The sequence below is a fragment of the bacterium genome, from assembly GCA_016786595.1.
Taxonomy (GTDB): domain Bacteria; phylum Bdellovibrionota_C; class UBA2361; order SZUA-149; family JAEUWB01; genus JAEUWB01.
Genome location: JAEUWB010000043.1, coordinates 1 through 17,014, shown reverse-complemented (window position 1 = coordinate 17,014; position 17,014 = coordinate 1). Strand labels below are relative to the sequence as shown.

Genomic DNA, 17,014 nt, shown 5'->3' with positions numbered 1-17,014 from the left:
AGCTCGCTAGCCTCAGCTTTAATTGTATCGGCAAGTAAAAAGTAGGCGATTAGCTCTCCGTCACGTGAGAGGATAATTGGCGATTGTAGACGTAAATCAGCAAATTGTCGCCCCGCATTAAACCCAGCGATTTGCTGATGCCAATTTAAGGAACCAATACGCCACTCCCGTCCGCACTGATCCTGCCCCTCAATCCCCGCAGAAGGAATCGCTCTAAAGTTTCCGATCTGCTGCTTAGCGCTCGAATGCGTCTTAGCATAATCATAGAGAGCGCGACTCACTGGGTGTGCCAGATGATAATTCGTCAAAGCACTAACGATTGCTAACAACTCAGTCGCCGTGCAGCTTTGATCAATTAGATTAAATTCTTCAACTAGCGGTGCCCCGGTCGTGAGTGTTCCAGTCTTATCAAAGCAAACTGTGCGGATGTTTGCGATCCGCTCCAAGGCCTCTTCAGATTTTAAGAGCATTCCATGTTGCGAGGCCATCCCTGCAGCACGCGTAAATGCCAGCGGAGCAGCAATCCCCAAAGCACATGGGCAGCTCACCACAAGTAAGGCGACGGTATTATCTAGCGCACTCCAGAAATCGAATTGAGCCCAGTAAATAAAGGTAAAGATTCCAAGTAAAAGAACGCCGCCGACAAAATAACTACTTGCACGGTCAGTGAGATTAAGTAGCTGTGGTCGAGAAGAATTCTCAGATTTCAATTCAGTTAGAATTTTTCCAACACGACTATCGATCGCAGTTGAAATTGCGCGGATTCTAATCCGGCCATCAAGGCAAAGTGACCCGGCAAAGACAAGGTCATTTACGGTCACAGGCTGCGCCTGTGACTCACCTGTGAGAATTGAAGTATCTAAATCTGAATTTCCGACCTCGATGATTCCATCTACAGGAACCCGCGTCCCGGGCAGCACTTCGTACAAATTTCCGACTTGCACAAGTTGCAGCGGTATCTCGTGAATTTCAGTAGCTCTGCATTCATATGCTTGCGCGGGGAACAAACTCCAAGCTGATTCTGTATGCGATCGCGCACGGTCGAGCGCGCGTTGCTGGAGAAATCGACCTACAAGTAGCAAAAAAATCAGCGCGCAGACTGAATCAAAATAAACGTTTGCGCGCCCTGCCCATGTATTCACAACACTTGCAGTAAAGGCTCCAAGCATTGCAATCGAGAGCGGCAAATCAATATGGAAGCGCCCCAAGCGTAAAGCATTCCAGGCGTTACGGTAGAAGGGAAAGCCTGCATAAAAGACTGCAGGTATGCTAACTAGTAAGCTTACCCAACGAAATAGATTTCCGTATTGCGATTCGATCCCTGTCGCAATTCCTTGCCAAAGACTTACGGCAAACATCATCGTATTCCCAGCACAAACTGCAGCGATACCAAGTCGTAAAAGTTCAGCGTGTTTGCCCTGTGACTGAGATAGTCCAAACTTAGCAAGTCCTGTACTAAACTTCACTTCATATCCGAGCTTGGATATTTCTTTTGCAATTCTAGAAAGCGACACTTGCGCTGCGTCATAGATCAGGTCTAATTTGCCAAGCCCAAAATTAACGCGAGAGTTTTTTACTGCAGGTAAAATTTTAGGTAGCGCTTCCAATAACCACACACAGCCTGCGCAATGAATCCCCGCTAGATCGAAACTTGCGCGTCGCAACTCCCCTTCTACTACGGTGGTAAAATTTTCACTAATTTCTTTGCGATCGAGCATGTCATACTGGCTTGAGCTCCGATCGTTTGCTATTCGGCGACCGCTCGTATCACCACGATACTTATAAAAATCCATTAAACCCAATTGCTCAAGGGTTTGATAAACTGTTTCACATCCGATGCAGCAAAATGTGGCTCGGTCAGTCTTCCGATCGACATCCATGATCGGCAAGCCACAGTGTAAGCATAAAGCTCGATCAGTTACGGTGGTAATAATTTGCTCGTTCATAAGCTGCTTGTTCAACAGTCTATACAGTGAGACAAAAATAAGCTAGAGAGCGTATGTGCTCAACAACTCTTTCAGCGCTATCGCAATTTTGACCGCAAGCTTACTTGGTAGCTTACATTGCGCTGGTATGTGTGGAGGATTTGCTGGACTTGCTGCCCATGCTCAGCAGCCGCGCGCTGCGATCATCTTCGGATATAACCTTGGCAGGTTAATTACTTACATCATACTTGGTTCAGTTGCAGGCTTTTTTGGCTCAAAGTTAAACGATCTAGCGATGCTTGAGGGCATCGCTCAAATGAGTGCACTCGTAGTTGGCATTCTATTAGTTACGCTCGGTTTATTTACTTTCTATACAGAGCGCAGCATCGAAACGCTTTTCCTAAAGCTAAGAATTTCACCGGCGATTGGCTTCCCTTTCAAGCAAGCGATTGCTCTAATCATGCACAAAATGGCCCGATTTCCTGCCTCTTTTCGGGCTCTATTGATTGGACTTGCCACAACTTTATTGCCCTGTGGCTGGCTTTATTCTTTTGTTGCAATTGCCGTTGCAAGTGGGTCGACAGTAAATGGAATTGCCGTGATGACTTTATTCTGGTTGGGGACACTCCCGGTGATGACATCAGTAACTACAATTTTGAACCTGTTGACCTCATCACTAAAAATTTCACAACCACGCTTAACGGCACTGCTAATAATTCTTGCTGGTACTTTTTCGTTATTTAGTCACTTTAATACTCAAACACATGCTAGGCACATCGGGATCAGGAATTTAAGTCCAGAACAGATTCAATGTCGCTAGTTACTAAGCATTCTCAGTAGTTAGTTTCATACACTGGGTAATCTATAAAAAAAGATTCAAGATTACTGCCTAAATGCAATTTCTTCGCGCTATACAGTTTCAAATTCTTCGTCTAGAAAGTCATCAAGAACTAGAGAAGAGAGATGCTTATGAGCCAAAATTCGAAACTTGAAACTTTTTATTACGACGATGAAATTGTCCGCAAGTTTGTAATCGCAACGCTAATTTGGGGCTTTGTCGGAATGCTTGTGGGTCTGCTGATTGCGCTTGAACTTGCGCATTGGCAAGTCAACTTAGGCTTACCCTGGATAACTTTTGGTCGCCTTAGACCACTGCATACAAATGCAGTAATTTTTGCTTTTGCTGGAAATACAATTTTTGCCGGGATTTATTATTCAACTCAGCGCCTCTGCAAAGCACGCATGTTTAACGACACTTTAAGTAAAATTCACTTTTGGGGTTGGCAAGCAATTATTGTCTCTGCAGCACTCACACTGCCTTTCGGCATCACTGTTTCCAAAGAGTACGCCGAGCTCGAATGGCCAATCGACATTGCAATTACGCTGATCTGGGTTGTCTTTGCAATTAACCTTTTCGGAACGATTATTAAGCGACGCGAAGAGCATATTTACGTGGCAATTTGGTTCTACATTGCCACTGTACTGACAGTTGCCATGCTGCATATCGTCAATTCGCTAGCATTACCTGTTTCACTATTTAAGAGTTACCCTGTTTTTGCTGGAATTCAAGATGCGCTCGTGCAATGGTGGTATGGCCATAATGCTGTAGCCTTTTTCTTGACCACACCATTTCTGGGACTGATGTATTATTTTGTGCCTAAGGCTATTGGCCGGCCAATTTATTCTTATCGTCTGTCAATTGTGCACTTTTGGTCACTAGTATTTTTATATATTTGGGCAGGGCCACATCACTTATTAAATACTTCACTGCCTGAATGGGCACAAACCACAGGAATGGTTTTTTCTGTAATGCTACTTGCGCCATCCTGGGGCGGAATGATCAATGGACTTCTGACCATGCGTGGAGCCTGGGATCGCGTGCGCACGGATGAAATCCTTAAGTTTTTCGTTGTCGGTATTACCTTCTACGGCATGTCCACATTTGAAGGCCCGATGATGTCAATTCGCGCTGTAAATGCGCTTTCACATTACACAGACTGGACAATTGGGCATGCTCATGGCGGTGCACTCGGGTGGAACGGCTTTATTGCCTTTGGAATGATTTATTATTTAATCCCCAAACTATGGAAAACAGAAGTCTATAGTAAAAAGCTCATGGCCTGGCATTTTTGGCTCGGAACAATTGGGATTGTTTTATACATGACTTCACTCTGGGTCGCCGGGATTACTCAAGGTTTAATGTGGCGTGGTTTTAACCTTGATGGAACATTAAAATACCCGGACTTTGTTGAAACAGTAACAAAGTTAATTCCATTCTATTGGATTCGCGCACTTGGCGGTGCCCTATATTTGACTGGAACAACTCTCTCTCTGGTTAATTTTTTCAAAACTTTTATCAAAGCAAAAGCCTCAAACGTAGATTTAAGTGACCAGCAAGCACAGGCATATCCTTTAGTGGCATCACATTCTAGCGCGAGCTTACCTGGCCGCAGCTGGCACTACTATACACTAGAAGGTAAACCCCTACTCTTTAGCTCACTTGTCTTAGTCTCAGTGCTCATCGGTGGAATCGTAGAAATTGTACCGATGATCGCAATCGCTAGTAACGTACCGACAATTAGCTCGGTAAAACCTTACACTCCATTAGAGCTTGAGGGACGAGATCTCTACATCCGCGAAGGCTGTTATACTTGTCATAGCCAGATGATTCGTCCCTTTCGCGAAGAAGTAGTGCGTTATGGTGAGTATTCTAAGTCTGGAGAATTTGTTTACGATCATCCATTCCAGTTTGGCTCGAAGCGCACAGGTCCCGATCTGCATCGGATTGGCGGCAAATACAATCACTTCTGGCATTATCGCCACATGCTTGACCCACGCTCGACAAGCCCAGGATCAATCATGCCCGCTTATCCTTGGTTTTATAGCTATGAGCTCGATACAGCGCTAACACAGAATAAGCTAAAGATCATGAAAAAGCTTGGCGTTCCTTACACCGATGAGCAAATCGCTCAAGCAGTTATCAACCTTAATCAGCAAGCTGAAAAAATTACTGCCGAACTCCAAAGCCAAGGGGCAAATTTAGATCCAGGTTTTAAAAGTAAGGAAATCGTTGCGATGATTGCATATCTGCAACGTTTAGGCACAGACATCAAAGGACAACAGAAGTAATTATGCGCTTCCTAATTAATGCAGCTGAAAGCACGCTCTGGGCACAACTATCCAGTCTAGTATTCATGCTCATGTTTATTGGTCTGATTTACAGGGTTTATCGGCCAATTGCGCGTGAACGCTATGAAAACGAAGCAAGACTTCCACTAAACGACGAGGACTCTAAATTATGAAAGAGCAAGATAAATTACTCGACAGTAACTATGATGGGATTGAAGAATTTGATAACGACCTACCGCGTTGGTGGCTATATTTGTTTTACTTCACAATGCTTTGGAGCGTTGCTTACGTAGCGTGGTACCATCTACTACCAGGTAATACCACAGCAGACCAATTACAAAGCGCAATGCGCGAGCTCGAACAGGTTCAAGCCAAAAATGCTGCTACGCAGCAGGCTGGATCATTAGACGAAAATGGCCTTGTCAAACTTGCCGGCTCAGAACAGACAAAAGCAAAAGGTAAAGAGATCTATGCATTGCGCTGCGCAGCCTGTCACGGCCAAAATGGCGAAGGCTTGGTTGGTCCAAATTTGACGGACCCCTATTGGATCCACGGCGGAAAGTTAACTGAGATTCGAAATGTAATTGAGACTGGTGTGCTCGATAAAGGAATGCTTGCCTGGAAAGGAGTATTGCCGAATAGCGATATCGATCTAATTGCCGCATATGTTTGGACTCTCCAGGGGACAAATCCTGCAAATCCCAAAGCACCGCAGGGAGATCTGCTACAATAAATAAATGTCAGATTATCGAGAGACCCTATATACTGTAACAAAAGATGGCAGCCGCAAGTGGGTCTATGCCGAGATCATTCGTGGCTTTTTTTATCGGCGCCGCACGCTTGTAGCATACATACTGCTTACGGTTTATCTGAGTATGCCTTGGATTACAGTGGGCAACAGTCAAGCTGTTTTCCTTGATATTTTTAATCGCAAATTTGTTTTCTTTGGGAGCACTTTTTGGGCAACAGATATGCGCTATCTTTTTTTAGTGCTCGGCGCACTCGCCTTTTCCTTATTCTTCTTCACTGCATTATTTGGAAGAATTTGGTGTGGCTGGGCATGTCCAGAAACTGTCTTTGTCGAATTCGTATTTCGACCAATCGAAACACTGATCGAAGGTTCTCCGCAAAAACGCAAGAAGCTCGACCAGAGCCACCTGACCGTAGAAAAATTTTTGAAAAAATCCGCAAAGTACTTGGTCTTTTCTATAATTGCTTGGTGCATCGCGAGCACATTTCTTGCTTACTTCCTCGGAAAAGATCGCTTACTGCATATGATTACTGGTTCGCCACTTGAAAATCTAGACATGTTCCTAGTAACTCTTTTGATGATGGGCGTAATTCTCTTTCAGTTTGGTTGGTTTAGGGAGCAGTTTTGTACTGTGCTTTGCCCCTATGCACGGTTTCAGTCAGTCTTACTCGACTCTGATTCATTATTAGTCGGCTACGATCGGAATCGTGGCGAGCCTCGAGGAAAGCTGGAGAAAGAAGGGCAACAAACAAAAGGTGACTGTATTGATTGCGGCTTGTGTGTGCGGGTTTGTCCTACAGGTATTGATATCCGTAACGGCCTACAACTTGAATGCGTGCAGTGTGCAGCTTGCGCTGATGCTTGTGATTCAATCATGGCCAAAATTGGCCGACCACTTAAACTAATTCGCTACGATACAGAGCACGGCTTAGCGGGAAGTCGGACGCACTTTATTCGCCCACGGGTAATGCTCTATGGCTCAATTCTGGCGCTGTATTTTTCGACTTTTACCTATTTCTTTTCGACGCGTGAACTTAGTGAATTTCAACTCATGCGTGGAAAAACTGACGATGTCTTTTTACGACTAAGTAGTAACCAGATCTCAAATAAGATGAATCTTCATATTTCGAACAAAAGCGAGACTGAGCGAAGCTTCACACTTTCAATTGTAGCACAAAATGCCGTGAGTTTTATCACGCCTTTAAATCCCATTAAAGTAGCTGGCGGCAAAGATTTGATTGTTCCTGTTTTTTTCAACTTCTCCCCGGACTTACTTGAAGCTGGAGCAAAGCGTATTACGATTAAACTTGTCGATGACTACAACTTTGTAGGAACTCAGGAAATTACTTTGCTAGGTCCGGAGAAAGAAAGTCGTGATCTTGAAGAGGAAGAGAGTGAAGCCAACAATGAATAAGCAAGAAGCGTTGCCCATAAGACCGCAAGGCTACTATATTTGGCCAATTTTTGTGTTTGCCGTACTGGCTACGACGGTTATGCTAAACATTGCCCTTTTTACTCTGGCCAAAAATACTGCAGACACTCCGATTGAAGATCGTGCCTACGAGCGCAGCCAATCATATCAAACAGTGATTGATCAAGGGCAGCGTGCAAAAGAAATCGGCTTAGATCTCGAAATTGTCACAAATGATCGAGAAAAAGTCCTGATCCTCAGACAAGCTCAAACTCAAGCCTATGCAGCAGGGCAAATTATTTTACGTGCAACTCGCCCAGCAAATTCAAGCATGGATTTTGAGAAAACACTCGAAGAACTTCCAAGCCGTCCAGGCCATTACGCCTTGCCACAAACAACTGCTCCAGGTTTATGGCTAATTGAAATTAGACTAACTCTACCAAGCGGCAAGGCATTAATTCGTAAGCAAGTTGTGCTTTAAGCTCGACCCATTAATTATTACCGATCCGCGAATAAGTAAAAACTTCTGGCTTCATTGCTTTGCCGTCTTTAAACGAAGTCCACTCTTGAGTGAAGTTATTTTGATCTTTGAATGTGATTTTAAGTGCATGCATATGCATGTCTTTGTCAGAAGTAATATTTGTGCCTTCTACGAAACTGAAATGCATTGACTTGGTGTCGGCCTTAGTTAACTCCAGCCGCGGCTGATTTCCCTGCATACAATAGTGTGTCATTAAAACCGTTGATCCGTTTTGCGTTTTTGTTGGAGTGTAAATCGAGACCATTTCATGGGGTGTTCCTGGGAAAAGTTTTTCGACGATTGCGCTACCACCTGAGGTAATTTGATATTCAACTTTCGCAGGCTCATTGCCTTTAGCTGTCCGATGCGCGCCTTCCCATGTTCCAGCGAGTGTTTTTAGTTGATCAAACTGCTTAGAGCTAACTTGTACAGGCATGGGGTGCTCTTCTTGCGGAACCACTGCTTGATGTTTACAAGCAAATAACATGACAAGCGAAATAAGTAGGATTTTTTTCATAAATGCTCCTCAGCAACTGGTTAAGATTTAGGGAAAAATACTTAGTAAAGAGGAATTTGTCGAGATGCTCCAGAAGCATGAAAGAAGTGCTGCGACTAAGAGTAGATAACCAAAAGGAAAACCTCTCCGAGCTACAGCCATTCTTTAGACAGTCGTGGCGTCAGGCAGAAGCCGCTTTAATTGTCACTCCGAGTTTTCCCAAGATCTGACGGATCGCCCTCCACCTGTCAACAGTCGAAGAAGTGCAGGGGGTGGGCTTACCATCGAAAGTGCGTCCAACCCAAGTTACGTACCACCATCTTGGACTGCCTGCAATTGCTCCCGAACAGCGAACTGTCACTCTGTGGCCTTGAAAAACCATCTCGGTCACGTAATCTCCATGATGAGCTCGCTTGTGCTGGTAAGTTACTCCTTCACCAACCAACGAGCGAATCTGTTCGGCAAGTGCATCTCGGTGTGCCTTTTCCGTATCGCCATAGTCCTCACTTCTCACTTGAGCAGCTTTAGCCACCCTTTGATCGTAAGTTATGTAACGGCTAACGTGTTGCTGTGCCATCACGCCAGCAACGAATTCTTGAGTATCCATCCTCATAATTTTCTCCAGACAACCTATCCCGGTCGTCTCTGGAATATCAATTATGCGCATTCCAAAGACGACCACAAATTAAGAAGTCAGAGTATAAACCAAAAAATCCTAGTCACAGCTTTTTGGAGTTTCAAAAACTATAAAAAGCTGGATTTAACTTCTACCAAAGAAATAATTGAGGAATTCTCTATACAGGAAAATCCGCCGCTTTTCTAGTGCTCGAGCTGCACTAGCACTTCAAAGTGCTCAGTCATTGGAAACATATCAAAGACTGCCACTGAATTAAGTTTATACTCAGGGCTTAAGCACGCTAAATCTTTAGCTAAAGTGCTTAAACTGCAACTTGAATACAGCAAATGCTTTGGTTTCTGGCCGATTACAAACTGAGCGATTTTCTCCCCTAGACCCTTGCGTGGAGGATTAACGATCAAAGTATCGTGATGGCGATGACTTTTCAGTTCCGCGAAATCCTCTACCACAATCTGCTCTGCACGATAATTTGTAAGTGCATTTTTATTCGCAGCCAGGTTCGCGGCCATCACAGCTGTCGCTGTAGATTCAACTGCTGTCACCTGCTTGAGTTGTGGATTATGTCGCAAAGCAACTAAGCCAAAAGCGCCAACTCCGCAAAATAAATCTAGCACTGAGCTTGAGTTCACGGCTCTTAGCTTCTGGCTTGCCTTTAGATATAATTTCTCTGCAATTTGTGGCGTAACTTGCGAGAAAGACTGCGGCGAAAATAATAGCTCGGTTTGAGCTAAACGATCTTCCAGATACACTTCCTCGGTAAGCATGATTTCTTCGCTGCCTTCGACGATCGCTGCTGGCAGTGGCTGAATATTCACAGAAATAGTTTGGATCTCTCTCCCTCGATCGCGCATAAGATTTCTTAGCTCTGGTAAAATATCCCGAATCCGACGAACTAATTCTTTCGACCGTAAAACAAAGCGCAACATCACTTGCGGATAAAAATAAGATTTTTTTAGAATAATATATTTAAGCTCTCCGCTACGGCTATGAATCTGATAAGGCTCAAGCTTTTCAGCGGTAATTAATTCACGTAGCTGCGTAGCTAATCGATTAAGTTCGATGTCAACGATTGGGCAGTGCTTAATGTCGATGACTTCTCCCGAGCTCTGCGGGTAACCAAGAATCGGATTTTCCACAGTCCCCGAAACTGCAAGTTTTGTCTTCAGCCGTGAAGCCATTGCAGGCTCGGCGCCGCAAATTGACTCAATCTCTGTATCGTTATTGATAAACGGCGCTAAGGCTTGAAGAGTTTGCTCTTGCTTCACCTTCAACTGCTTAGCATAGCTCAAATTTAACAGCCCACAAGAGCGACACTCTCCGGAACTGAAATGCTGACAATCTTTGAGCGCTGTCATTAATAATATAGCCGCGTTAGATCGCTATCGGGTTCAACTAAGCTACAGCTACCAATTGTAAAGCTATAATTACGACGAAAGTTTTTAACCGCTTCTAGATCAAACACTTTGCTTCCGACTTTCAGTGTAGTTGTAAAATCAAAAAAGCCGGGATCAGTATTTTCAAGAATTTGCAGCAACTCCATTTTACTGACTTGCCGGTCTAGTCCACAGACAATTAAAGCTAAGGTCAGGTTTAAGAATCCAAAGCTATTTTGATAGCGCTCTGTTTCAATTAATGGATGATGCAATCCGCCAGTTGCCTTAAGTGGTAGACGAAGTGGAACGGCTTGCATTAGTGCCTCAGCAAAAATTTCGTTTGTAATCGCCTGGGGGCCATTTCCCCGGAGCTTTAAAGCAACGCGAGCTCGATTCTGCGTTGGTTTGACTGCTGCTAGAATTTCTACAGCTAAGCGTAAATCACTTTGCCAAGCTGCAGTTGCGAGGTTTGGCTCGAGGGCAACAGTGAATTTAGGACAGGGAAATTGATTTGATAAATCGTTAATTAAAGTTAATAGTGCATCTTGATCGCTGAGTAGCTGATTTTCGATTTTGCACTCATAAGCATAAGCCATGCGTCGAACGCTATCTGAACCAACTGCATAGAATGCTTTGATCGCTTCAATTTCCGCACTTAAGTTGTGGTTGGTAGTAGCTGCGCCAAGCGTCGAACCAAGCACGCAAACGCGGCATTCCGCTCCGGCACTAAATCCATAATTCTGCAGATTAGCCGTAACGATGCGCCCCAAGTTACTAACTTCGGTAACAAAATCCGTGGCTACTAAATATGGGCGTCTTAAAGTGCGGCTGAAAGACCCAGCATCTTTGAGAGCTTGATCAAACTCCTTCGCAGCTGGTGGAAAAGTTCCAGCATGGTCAAAAAGACTTTCGAGGCAAACTTTTAATATTTCATCATTCATTCGCTAACTGGCTTTTCGCCTTACCGATGGTCTCAATAGTCGCGCGCCTGCACGACCTGCTGCGACATTTTTCCAAAAAGACTTTTACCAGCTTTAAGGACCTCAATTTCAACACGATCCCCAGCCTTCAAGAAGGGCGTTTGCGGAGCGCCGTGGTGAATTGTTTCTAATGTACGCTTTTCAGCCAGACACGATATCCCCTTAGACTCGTCTTGATTAGAAACCGTGCCGCTGCCAATAATTGTCCCTGGACTGAGTGCCCGCGTTTTAGCAGCGTGCGCAATTAAATCATAAAATGAGAAGTGCATCTCTGCGGCATTTGGCTCTCCGACAAGTTTACCATTTAAAGTCGTGCGAATCGGCAAGTGTACTCTACCCTCCTGCCAGGAATCGCCAAGCTCATCTGGAGTCAGCGCAAAAGGTGAAAATGATGAAACAGGCTTGCCATGGAAAAAGCCGAAGCCTGTGGCCAATTCACGTGGAATTAAATTACGCATGCTCCAGTCATTCATGAGCAGGATTAATTTCACATGCTGAGCCGCATTCGCGGCAATTGTGCCAATCGGGACTTCATCAGTAATCAAGCAAAATTCCGATTCAAAATCTAAACCATATTTCTCATCAGCTAGCGGAAAATCATCGGTTGGACCAAGCAAATGCTCACTTGCGCCCTGATACATTAGCGGAATCGTAAAAAGATCTTCCGGTGGTTCAGCCCCGCGGGCTTTGCGCACTAAAATCACGTGTTGAATAAACGCACTACCATCGAGTAAGGCCCAAGTGCGCGACAATGGCGCCATAAAGCTTACTCTTGCTGTAGCTGTGGTCTCCTTCCAATTGCCCGATCTAAAGATTGAATCAATTTCACGCAACTCAACTTCAGCATGATCCCAGACTTCAATCGTTTGACGCAAGTTCGGAAAACGCTCTCGCGGGAGGCGTGCCACAGTTTGGTGATCGGGGTGCACAAGCACAAGCTCACCGTCGAGGCGATCTGTCGGAGAACTTGAATTTGGAACTTTAATTGATGCTAAAATCATACTGTTTTACTTAATCTGATCTTATAAATTTCCGCGGTCGGCTTGCTCGCGTTCAATTGCTTCGAACAAGGCTTTAAAATTGCCCTTGCCGAAACCGCTTGAACCCTCACGTTGAATAATTTCAAAAAATAAGGTCGGACGGTCTTGCAGAGGCTTAGTAAAGAGTTGCAACAAATAACCATCATCATCACGGTCAACGAGCACGCCTAAAGTTTCGATTGTTTTGAGATCTTCCTTAATCGTGCCAACTCGCTGCGGCACTTCGTCATAATAGGATTTAGGCACGCGCAAGAAATATACCCCACGCTGGTGCAATGCTCTAACGGTTGCAATGATGTCATCGGTCAAAAATGCGATGTGCTGGACTCCGGGACCATTATGAAATTCCAGGTACTCTTCAATTTGAGACTTTCTGCGGCCCTCAGCAGGTTCGTTAATTGGCATTTTCACCTTACCCTGCCCTCCAGTCATTACCTTAGACATTAAAGCCGAGTATTCGGTCGAAATATCCTTGTCGGAGAAATGGATCATTTGAGAAAAGCCTAAAATATCTTCATAAAACTTGACCCAAGTATTCATCTGGCCAAGTTCGACATTGCCAACTACGTGATCGATCCGTTTAAATCCTACTTCACGCCAGTCAACGCGATCATGGAAAATGTCTTTGTAAGGAACAAAGCCAGGAAAGAAGTGCCCCTGATAGCCTTTACGTTCAACGCAAGAGTGAATCACATCGCCATAAGTGCGGATTGAAGCACGGCGCACTGTACCACCTTGGTCGCTGTACTCAGTTGGAGCTTGAACACTGGTAGCACCACGCTTGATTGCCTCATAATAAAAGGCTTCACAGTTTGCGACAGTGAAGGCAACATCGCGTGCAGTAACGCTATGCTTATGCACAAACTCACAAAGCGGGCTCGTGCTGCGCAGTGGAGAAGTAATGATCAAATACGCCTCTCCCTGCTTGAGCAGGATACTCACTGCATCTTTTGTATCAGTTTCAGGACCGCGATAAGCAACTGGCACAAAACCAAATCCGTGCGTTAGATAATACGCAGTTTGCCGTGCGGAATCACAATAGATTTCGATGTAATCATAACCTTCAATCCCCAGGGGATCTCCACTGGCAGAAGACATCGTAGTACCCTGAATGATAGGCTTTACCATTACTGGTCTGGCAATATGGCTCATATTTACTGATCCTAAGAATTTTAATTATTTATCCAACCAACTTGTGACATAGCTGCGGTCACACAGTTCTAGTCCCTTCTTCGTAAAGTGGAGAGGCGCATAGGTATCAACCATTACTGCTAATTCAGCAGTTGATTGCTTACCCAGCGATTGCTCTACTGACCCTGGGTGCGGTCCATGCGGGATGCCGGCTGGGTGATGCGTAAACGATCCCACATCGATTCCTTTACGACTCATGAATTCACCATCAACATAATAAAGCACTTCATCGCTGTTAACATTGGAGTGATTATACGGCACTGGGATTGCTTGAGGATGGAAGTCGTAAAGTCTCGGGCAGAATGAACAGACGACAAAGCCGCTCGAGTAGAATGTTTGATGAACTGGAGGGGGTTGGTGAATACGTCCGACAATTGGCTCGAAGTCATTAATGTTGAAAATCCAGGGATAGAGGTATCCGTCCCAACCAACAACATCAAATGGGTGGGGCAGTTGAATTAATTGATTTAGAGTGTCCCCGATGCGCACGCGTACTTCAAACTCACCTGTCTCAGCATGGGGTGTCAGTTCCGTAGGAATGCGAATATCTCTTTCGCAAAATGGAGCGTGTTCGAGAAACTGCCCATATTCATTGCGGTAGCGGCGGGGGACTTCGATGCTTCCCTCTGATTCGAGCACTAGAAATCTTGTTCCAGGAGCGCATTCAAGTTGATAAGTCGTGCCAACGGGAATGACGATATAGTCCCCGGGGCGAAATTCCAGGTTGCCGAATTGCGAATATAATTTTCCAGAACCGTAGTGCACGAAAAGTAGTTCATCGGCGGCACCATTTTTATAAAAATATTTCATGGACTCTGTTGGAGTAGCTAGTCCGAGTTTAGTTTGGCTATTGACGAGTAGCCATTCCCGCGAAGTAATCGGATCCCCTGTAGTTTTAAAATCGACAGTTCGAATGTGGCGTGGTTCGAGGTTCTCATTTTCAGCAAGCTCAACTGGCTGCTTCGAGAGAATTTTTGCCTGCTTAATGCTAGTTGGATTCCAATGATGATAGAGAATCGATTGGATGCCAGAAAATCCGCGGGTGCCCATTAATTCTTCGCGGTAAAGGGATCCGTCGGTTTTACGAAATTGCGTGTGTCGCTTATGCGGAATTGAGCCAAGTGAATGATAAAATGGCATAAAAATTACCTCCGTCAGGAGGTAATACTACACTATAAAATCAGCTCTGATGCAAATCTTGTCCTACCTCATGGATAATAACTCTAACCGCAAACCTCGCTAGTAATTCAAGGAGTTCCTGGTGTCGAAAAAGTACTAGAATGAAGACTCTGCGACGCTAACTAGCGCCCCGCGATGGTCCAAAATTCGCGTGGATTTAGGATTTTAGTCTGTTTAAATTTCTTAAGCACCAACAAATCTTTATCTCCCGCAACGATCAGATTGGCTTTTGCCACTAGCGCTAAACCTAAAACATGCAAATCGCTTTTATCTCTGCAAGCTTTAGCTTCAAGCGGTTGCGGTGTAAGGATGTGAGAAACATCTGATAAATATGAGAGCACATCCCCGAGCATTGGATTTTTTAAACCCACTTTCTTTTCTAACGTGCGTTTAATTTCAGCAAGCAACTGAGTAGAGATAATTAAATCATGATTACTAATTACTACCGCAAAAATCTCGGAGCAAAGACCGCGTGCGGCAAATGCAGCAACAATAACGTTTACATCAAGAATAACCTTCATGAAGGATAGTTGAGGACATCTTCATCGGAGAAAATACCCTTACGTTCAGCATAGGGAAGGATTTTACTGCGCAATGTCTTAAATTTATAGACGTTAAGTAAGCGTCTAAGTGACTCCCTGACAATGTCGCTTGAAGCTATGCCTTGCTCTTTGCTGACTGCTTCCAGTTCATCTTTCATAGCTTTGGGGATTCTTAGAGTAATTGTCGAATTCATATGTAATACATTGCATTACATAGATCTAGCTGCGTCAAGTCTTAATTTGACGGGTTTCGCGCTTAACTTCTAATTTAACTTTTTTAACTTCTAGTACGGGGTTTAACGTATGGTATGGAGTGATTTTTGGTACGGGGTCACGGCCATTAAGTTAAGGATTATAAGGCCGTCATCTCGACCGAAGTCCTGAGTTTACTCAGGGCGAAGTGGAGAGATCTCCAAGTGTATTTCTTGAAGAATTTGGAGACCTCGGCGTGAGCTCGGTCGAACGCTTTCTCGACTACACTTCGTGGAGTTTATCCTGAGTGGGCCGAAGGGCTCTGAATGACGGTGGGTTATGCGTTTCCCTTAACTTAATGGCCGTGGGTGCGGGACTACTTTCTAGCTCTCTTTTCAGAGTTTAAGATTACACTTCCAACTACATTATCGTCCAGTTTCATCTATTTGTTGCGTGCGATTAGAAATATTTATGGCTTTGCCGCTGCTTGGGATTATGCGCTTTTGCTTAGGAAAGTAACCCTGTACCAAAAGTTCAAAACCCTGTACCAGTTATCAACTGCCATTAATTTCAATAAGTTACAAAAGAGGATAGCACCAGTTAGTTACCAGTTAGTTAGGCGCAGCGTTGCTCTTTATTTCTGAACCTAACTAGCGCCAATTAGTAGTTGGGGGATTCCCTCTCGATCCAGCTAATCGCAAACTGTTTTTATTGGCAAACCATCCTTTGTAGAAAAATATTCTTTGCAATTTTGACTTGTAGCACGCACTCCAATTTCAGAGGCAGCAATATACTCATTTGGCGATATAAATCCGTTGCTATTCCAATCCATATCTTTAAATGGATACTGCCGTAAAAAAGCAAAGTAACCAAAATATAAATAGTATGCGACAAGGAGTATAAATATTGAAATCAATATTTTGTAAATAGAATTATATTTTATTTCATTCTTATGGATGAGTTTTTCCATAATGATATTTTACTTAGCAGCTTTAGTCACTAATTCGCCAGATGCAACTTTATCACTCTTAAGAAGTTTTTCTAAGAAAGTCGTCGGCAAGACAGTTCCCGATACGTCTATGTTAATTTTTTGCAAGCAATCTCCAACGGGAGTAACACAATTAACTTTTGGTACGGGGTTACTTTCCACGGCCCTGCCCAAGCTTCGAGATTACACCTCCAACTACATTATCGTCCAGATTCATCTATTTGTTGCGTGCAGTCCTAAATATTTTAGTTTTATTGCTGCTTGCGATTTTGCTCATTTGCTTGGGAAAGTACTCCCGTACCAATTTGAAATTTTTGAAATTTGAGATTTTTGAGATTTGAGTTAGTTAGTATTTAAATATTCTTTTCGCCAATTAATATATTCTTTTGGAAATTCTGCCTTCAGTTTTTCTTGACAAGATTTTACAGCTTTATTCGAGCACTCTATAAGCCATTCGTAACATTTTATTCTGTCATTTAAGACTTTAAAGTAATACTCCGTGATCCATCTAGCGCCTGTTTTGTCTCCATTTTTCCACTTTCGAATATATTCTTCTACTTCTAAATCCGAAACTGGGTCCAAACGTGCTGTCAATACTTGATCTTTCTCTATATCGACATGCTTAGTCTTATTTACGCATGAAAGCAACGTGACAACAAC

General features: G+C 44.0%; 18 protein-coding genes. 7 read left to right on the top strand and 11 right to left on the bottom strand.

From position 1 onward, the window contains the following. On the bottom strand, positions 1-1,946 hold a 1,946-nt coding region (locus JNK13_06545; GenBank protein MBL7662393.1), incomplete at its 3' end, for a heavy metal translocating P-type ATPase. A 55-nt stretch (positions 1,947-2,001) separates the two neighbouring features. Here JNK13_06545 and JNK13_06540 point away from each other — a divergent pair. The 6 genes from JNK13_06540 (at position 2,002) to JNK13_06515 (ending at position 7,697) form a co-directional block, all read left to right on the top strand. Then, positions 2,002-2,745 (top strand): sulfite exporter TauE/SafE family protein, encoded by a 744-nt coding sequence (locus JNK13_06540; protein MBL7662392.1) that lies wholly within the window; start codon positions 2,002-2,004, stop codon positions 2,743-2,745. Positions 2,746-2,894: 149 nt separating this feature from the next. Beyond that, positions 2,895-5,054: a cytochrome-c oxidase, cbb3-type subunit I gene (gene ccoN, locus JNK13_06535; GenBank protein MBL7662391.1), complete on the top strand. Its 2,160-nt coding sequence runs from the start codon at positions 2,895-2,897 to the stop codon at positions 5,052-5,054. 2 nt (positions 5,055-5,056) lie between these two features. Beyond that, complete coding sequence (locus JNK13_06530) at positions 5,057-5,227, top strand: cbb3-type cytochrome c oxidase subunit 3 (GenBank protein MBL7662390.1); 171 nt, start codon at positions 5,057-5,059, stop codon at positions 5,225-5,227. Beyond that, positions 5,224-5,787: a c-type cytochrome gene (locus JNK13_06525; GenBank protein MBL7662389.1), complete on the top strand. Its 564-nt coding sequence runs from the start codon at positions 5,224-5,226 to the stop codon at positions 5,785-5,787. Before JNK13_06530 ends, JNK13_06525 begins: the two co-directional genes overlap by 4 nt. 4 nt (positions 5,788-5,791) lie before the next feature. After that, the gene (gene ccoG, locus JNK13_06520) at positions 5,792-7,219 is read left to right on the top strand and encodes a cytochrome c oxidase accessory protein CcoG (protein ID MBL7662388.1); all 1,428 of its coding nucleotides are present in this window, start codon (positions 5,792-5,794) and stop codon (positions 7,217-7,219) included. After that, positions 7,212-7,697: a FixH family protein gene (locus JNK13_06515; GenBank protein MBL7662387.1), complete on the top strand. Its 486-nt coding sequence runs from the start codon at positions 7,212-7,214 to the stop codon at positions 7,695-7,697. The genes ccoG and JNK13_06515 overlap by 8 nt, the downstream gene beginning before the upstream one ends. Before the next feature lie 10 nt (positions 7,698-7,707). On the opposite strand, the gene JNK13_06510 is transcribed toward JNK13_06515, so the two are convergent. From JNK13_06510 to JNK13_06465, 10 genes are all read right to left on the bottom strand, one after another. Further along, a complete protein-coding gene (locus tag JNK13_06510; protein ID MBL7662386.1) occupies positions 7,708-8,253 on the bottom strand; it encodes a hypothetical protein in 546 nt (181 codons plus the stop codon). 160 nt (positions 8,254-8,413) lie between these two features. After that, entirely contained in the window at positions 8,414-8,839 is a 426-nt protein-coding gene (locus JNK13_06505) for a hypothetical protein (protein MBL7662385.1), read from the bottom strand. A 212-nt stretch (positions 8,840-9,051) separates the two neighbouring features. Continuing rightward, a complete protein-coding gene (locus JNK13_06500; GenBank protein ID MBL7662384.1) occupies positions 9,052-10,224 on the bottom strand; it encodes a methyltransferase domain-containing protein in 1,173 nt (390 codons plus the stop codon). Then, complete coding sequence (locus JNK13_06495; GenBank protein MBL7662383.1) at positions 10,224-11,183, bottom strand: hypothetical protein; 960 nt, start codon at positions 11,181-11,183, stop codon at positions 10,224-10,226. The genes JNK13_06500 and JNK13_06495 overlap by 1 nt, the downstream gene beginning before the upstream one ends. A gap of 32 nt (positions 11,184-11,215) precedes the next feature. Further along, positions 11,216-12,223: a fumarylacetoacetate hydrolase family protein gene (locus JNK13_06490; GenBank protein MBL7662382.1), complete on the bottom strand. Its 1,008-nt coding sequence runs from the start codon at positions 12,221-12,223 to the stop codon at positions 11,216-11,218. 21 nt (positions 12,224-12,244) lie between these two features. Next, positions 12,245-13,360: a 4-hydroxyphenylpyruvate dioxygenase gene (gene hppD, locus JNK13_06485; protein ID MBL7662381.1), complete on the bottom strand. Its 1,116-nt coding sequence runs from the start codon at positions 13,358-13,360 to the stop codon at positions 12,245-12,247. 78 nt (positions 13,361-13,438) lie between these two features. Next, positions 13,439-14,593, bottom strand: coding sequence for a homogentisate 1,2-dioxygenase (locus JNK13_06480; GenBank protein ID MBL7662380.1), 1,155 nt, complete (start codon positions 14,591-14,593; stop codon positions 13,439-13,441). Between the two features lie 161 nt (positions 14,594-14,754). Continuing rightward, complete coding sequence (locus JNK13_06475; GenBank protein ID MBL7662379.1) at positions 14,755-15,153, bottom strand: putative toxin-antitoxin system toxin component, PIN family; 399 nt, start codon at positions 15,151-15,153, stop codon at positions 14,755-14,757. Next, positions 15,150-15,368, bottom strand: a complete 219-nt coding sequence (locus JNK13_06470; protein MBL7662378.1) for a CopG family transcriptional regulator — start codon at positions 15,366-15,368, stop codon at positions 15,150-15,152. Before JNK13_06470 ends, JNK13_06475 begins: the two co-directional genes overlap by 4 nt. A gap of 689 nt (positions 15,369-16,057) precedes the next feature. Then, positions 16,058-16,336 carry a hypothetical protein gene (locus JNK13_06465; GenBank protein ID MBL7662377.1) on the bottom strand — a complete coding sequence of 93 codons (279 nt, stop codon included), beginning with the start codon at positions 16,334-16,336 and terminating at the stop codon, positions 16,058-16,060. A 1-nt stretch (position 16,337) separates the two neighbouring features. Here JNK13_06465 and JNK13_06460 point away from each other — a divergent pair, with 1 nt between their 5' ends. Further along, a complete protein-coding gene (locus JNK13_06460; GenBank protein MBL7662376.1) occupies positions 16,338-16,679 on the top strand; it encodes a hypothetical protein in 342 nt (113 codons plus the stop codon). The last annotated feature ends 335 nt before the right edge of the window (positions 16,680-17,014 follow it).

What these genes read in the sequence shown, in the direction of transcription:
- ccoN (MBL7662391.1), top strand. Translation starts at nt 2,895, where the DNA reads ATGAGCCAAAATTCGAAACTTGAAACTTTTTATTACGACGATGAAATT.
- JNK13_06530 (MBL7662390.1), top strand. Translation starts at nt 5,057, where the DNA reads ATGCGCTTCCTAATTAATGCAGCTGAAAGCACGCTCTGGGCACAACTA.
- JNK13_06525 (MBL7662389.1), top strand. Translation starts at nt 5,224, where the DNA reads ATGAAAGAGCAAGATAAATTACTCGACAGTAACTATGATGGGATTGAA.
- ccoG (MBL7662388.1), top strand. Translation starts at nt 5,792, where the DNA reads ATGTCAGATTATCGAGAGACCCTATATACTGTAACAAAAGATGGCAGC.
- JNK13_06515 (MBL7662387.1), top strand. Translation starts at nt 7,212, where the DNA reads ATGAATAAGCAAGAAGCGTTGCCCATAAGACCGCAAGGCTACTATATT.
- JNK13_06510 (MBL7662386.1), bottom strand. Translation starts at nt 8,253, where the DNA reads ATGAAAAAAATCCTACTTATTTCGCTTGTCATGTTATTTGCTTGTAAA.
- JNK13_06505 (MBL7662385.1), bottom strand. Translation starts at nt 8,839, where the DNA reads ATGGATACTCAAGAATTCGTTGCTGGCGTGATGGCACAGCAACACGTT.
- JNK13_06500 (MBL7662384.1), bottom strand. Translation starts at nt 10,224, where the DNA reads ATGACAGCGCTCAAAGATTGTCAGCATTTCAGTTCCGGAGAGTGTCGC.
- JNK13_06495 (MBL7662383.1), bottom strand. Translation starts at nt 11,183, where the DNA reads ATGAATGATGAAATATTAAAAGTTTGCCTCGAAAGTCTTTTTGACCAT.
- JNK13_06490 (MBL7662382.1), bottom strand. Translation starts at nt 12,223, where the DNA reads ATGATTTTAGCATCAATTAAAGTTCCAAATTCAAGTTCTCCGACAGAT.
- hppD (MBL7662381.1), bottom strand. Translation starts at nt 13,360, where the DNA reads ATGTCTTCTGCCAGTGGAGATCCCCTGGGGATTGAAGGTTATGATTAC.
- JNK13_06480 (MBL7662380.1), bottom strand. Translation starts at nt 14,593, where the DNA reads ATGCCATTTTATCATTCACTTGGCTCAATTCCGCATAAGCGACACACG.
- JNK13_06475 (MBL7662379.1), bottom strand. Translation starts at nt 15,153, where the DNA reads ATGAAGGTTATTCTTGATGTAAACGTTATTGTTGCTGCATTTGCCGCA.
- JNK13_06470 (MBL7662378.1), bottom strand. Translation starts at nt 15,368, where the DNA reads ATGAATTCGACAATTACTCTAAGAATCCCCAAAGCTATGAAAGATGAA.
- JNK13_06465 (MBL7662377.1), bottom strand. Translation starts at nt 16,336, where the DNA reads ATGGAAAAACTCATCCATAAGAATGAAATAAAATATAATTCTATTTAC.
- JNK13_06460 (MBL7662376.1), top strand. Translation starts at nt 16,338, where the DNA reads ATGATATTTTACTTAGCAGCTTTAGTCACTAATTCGCCAGATGCAACT.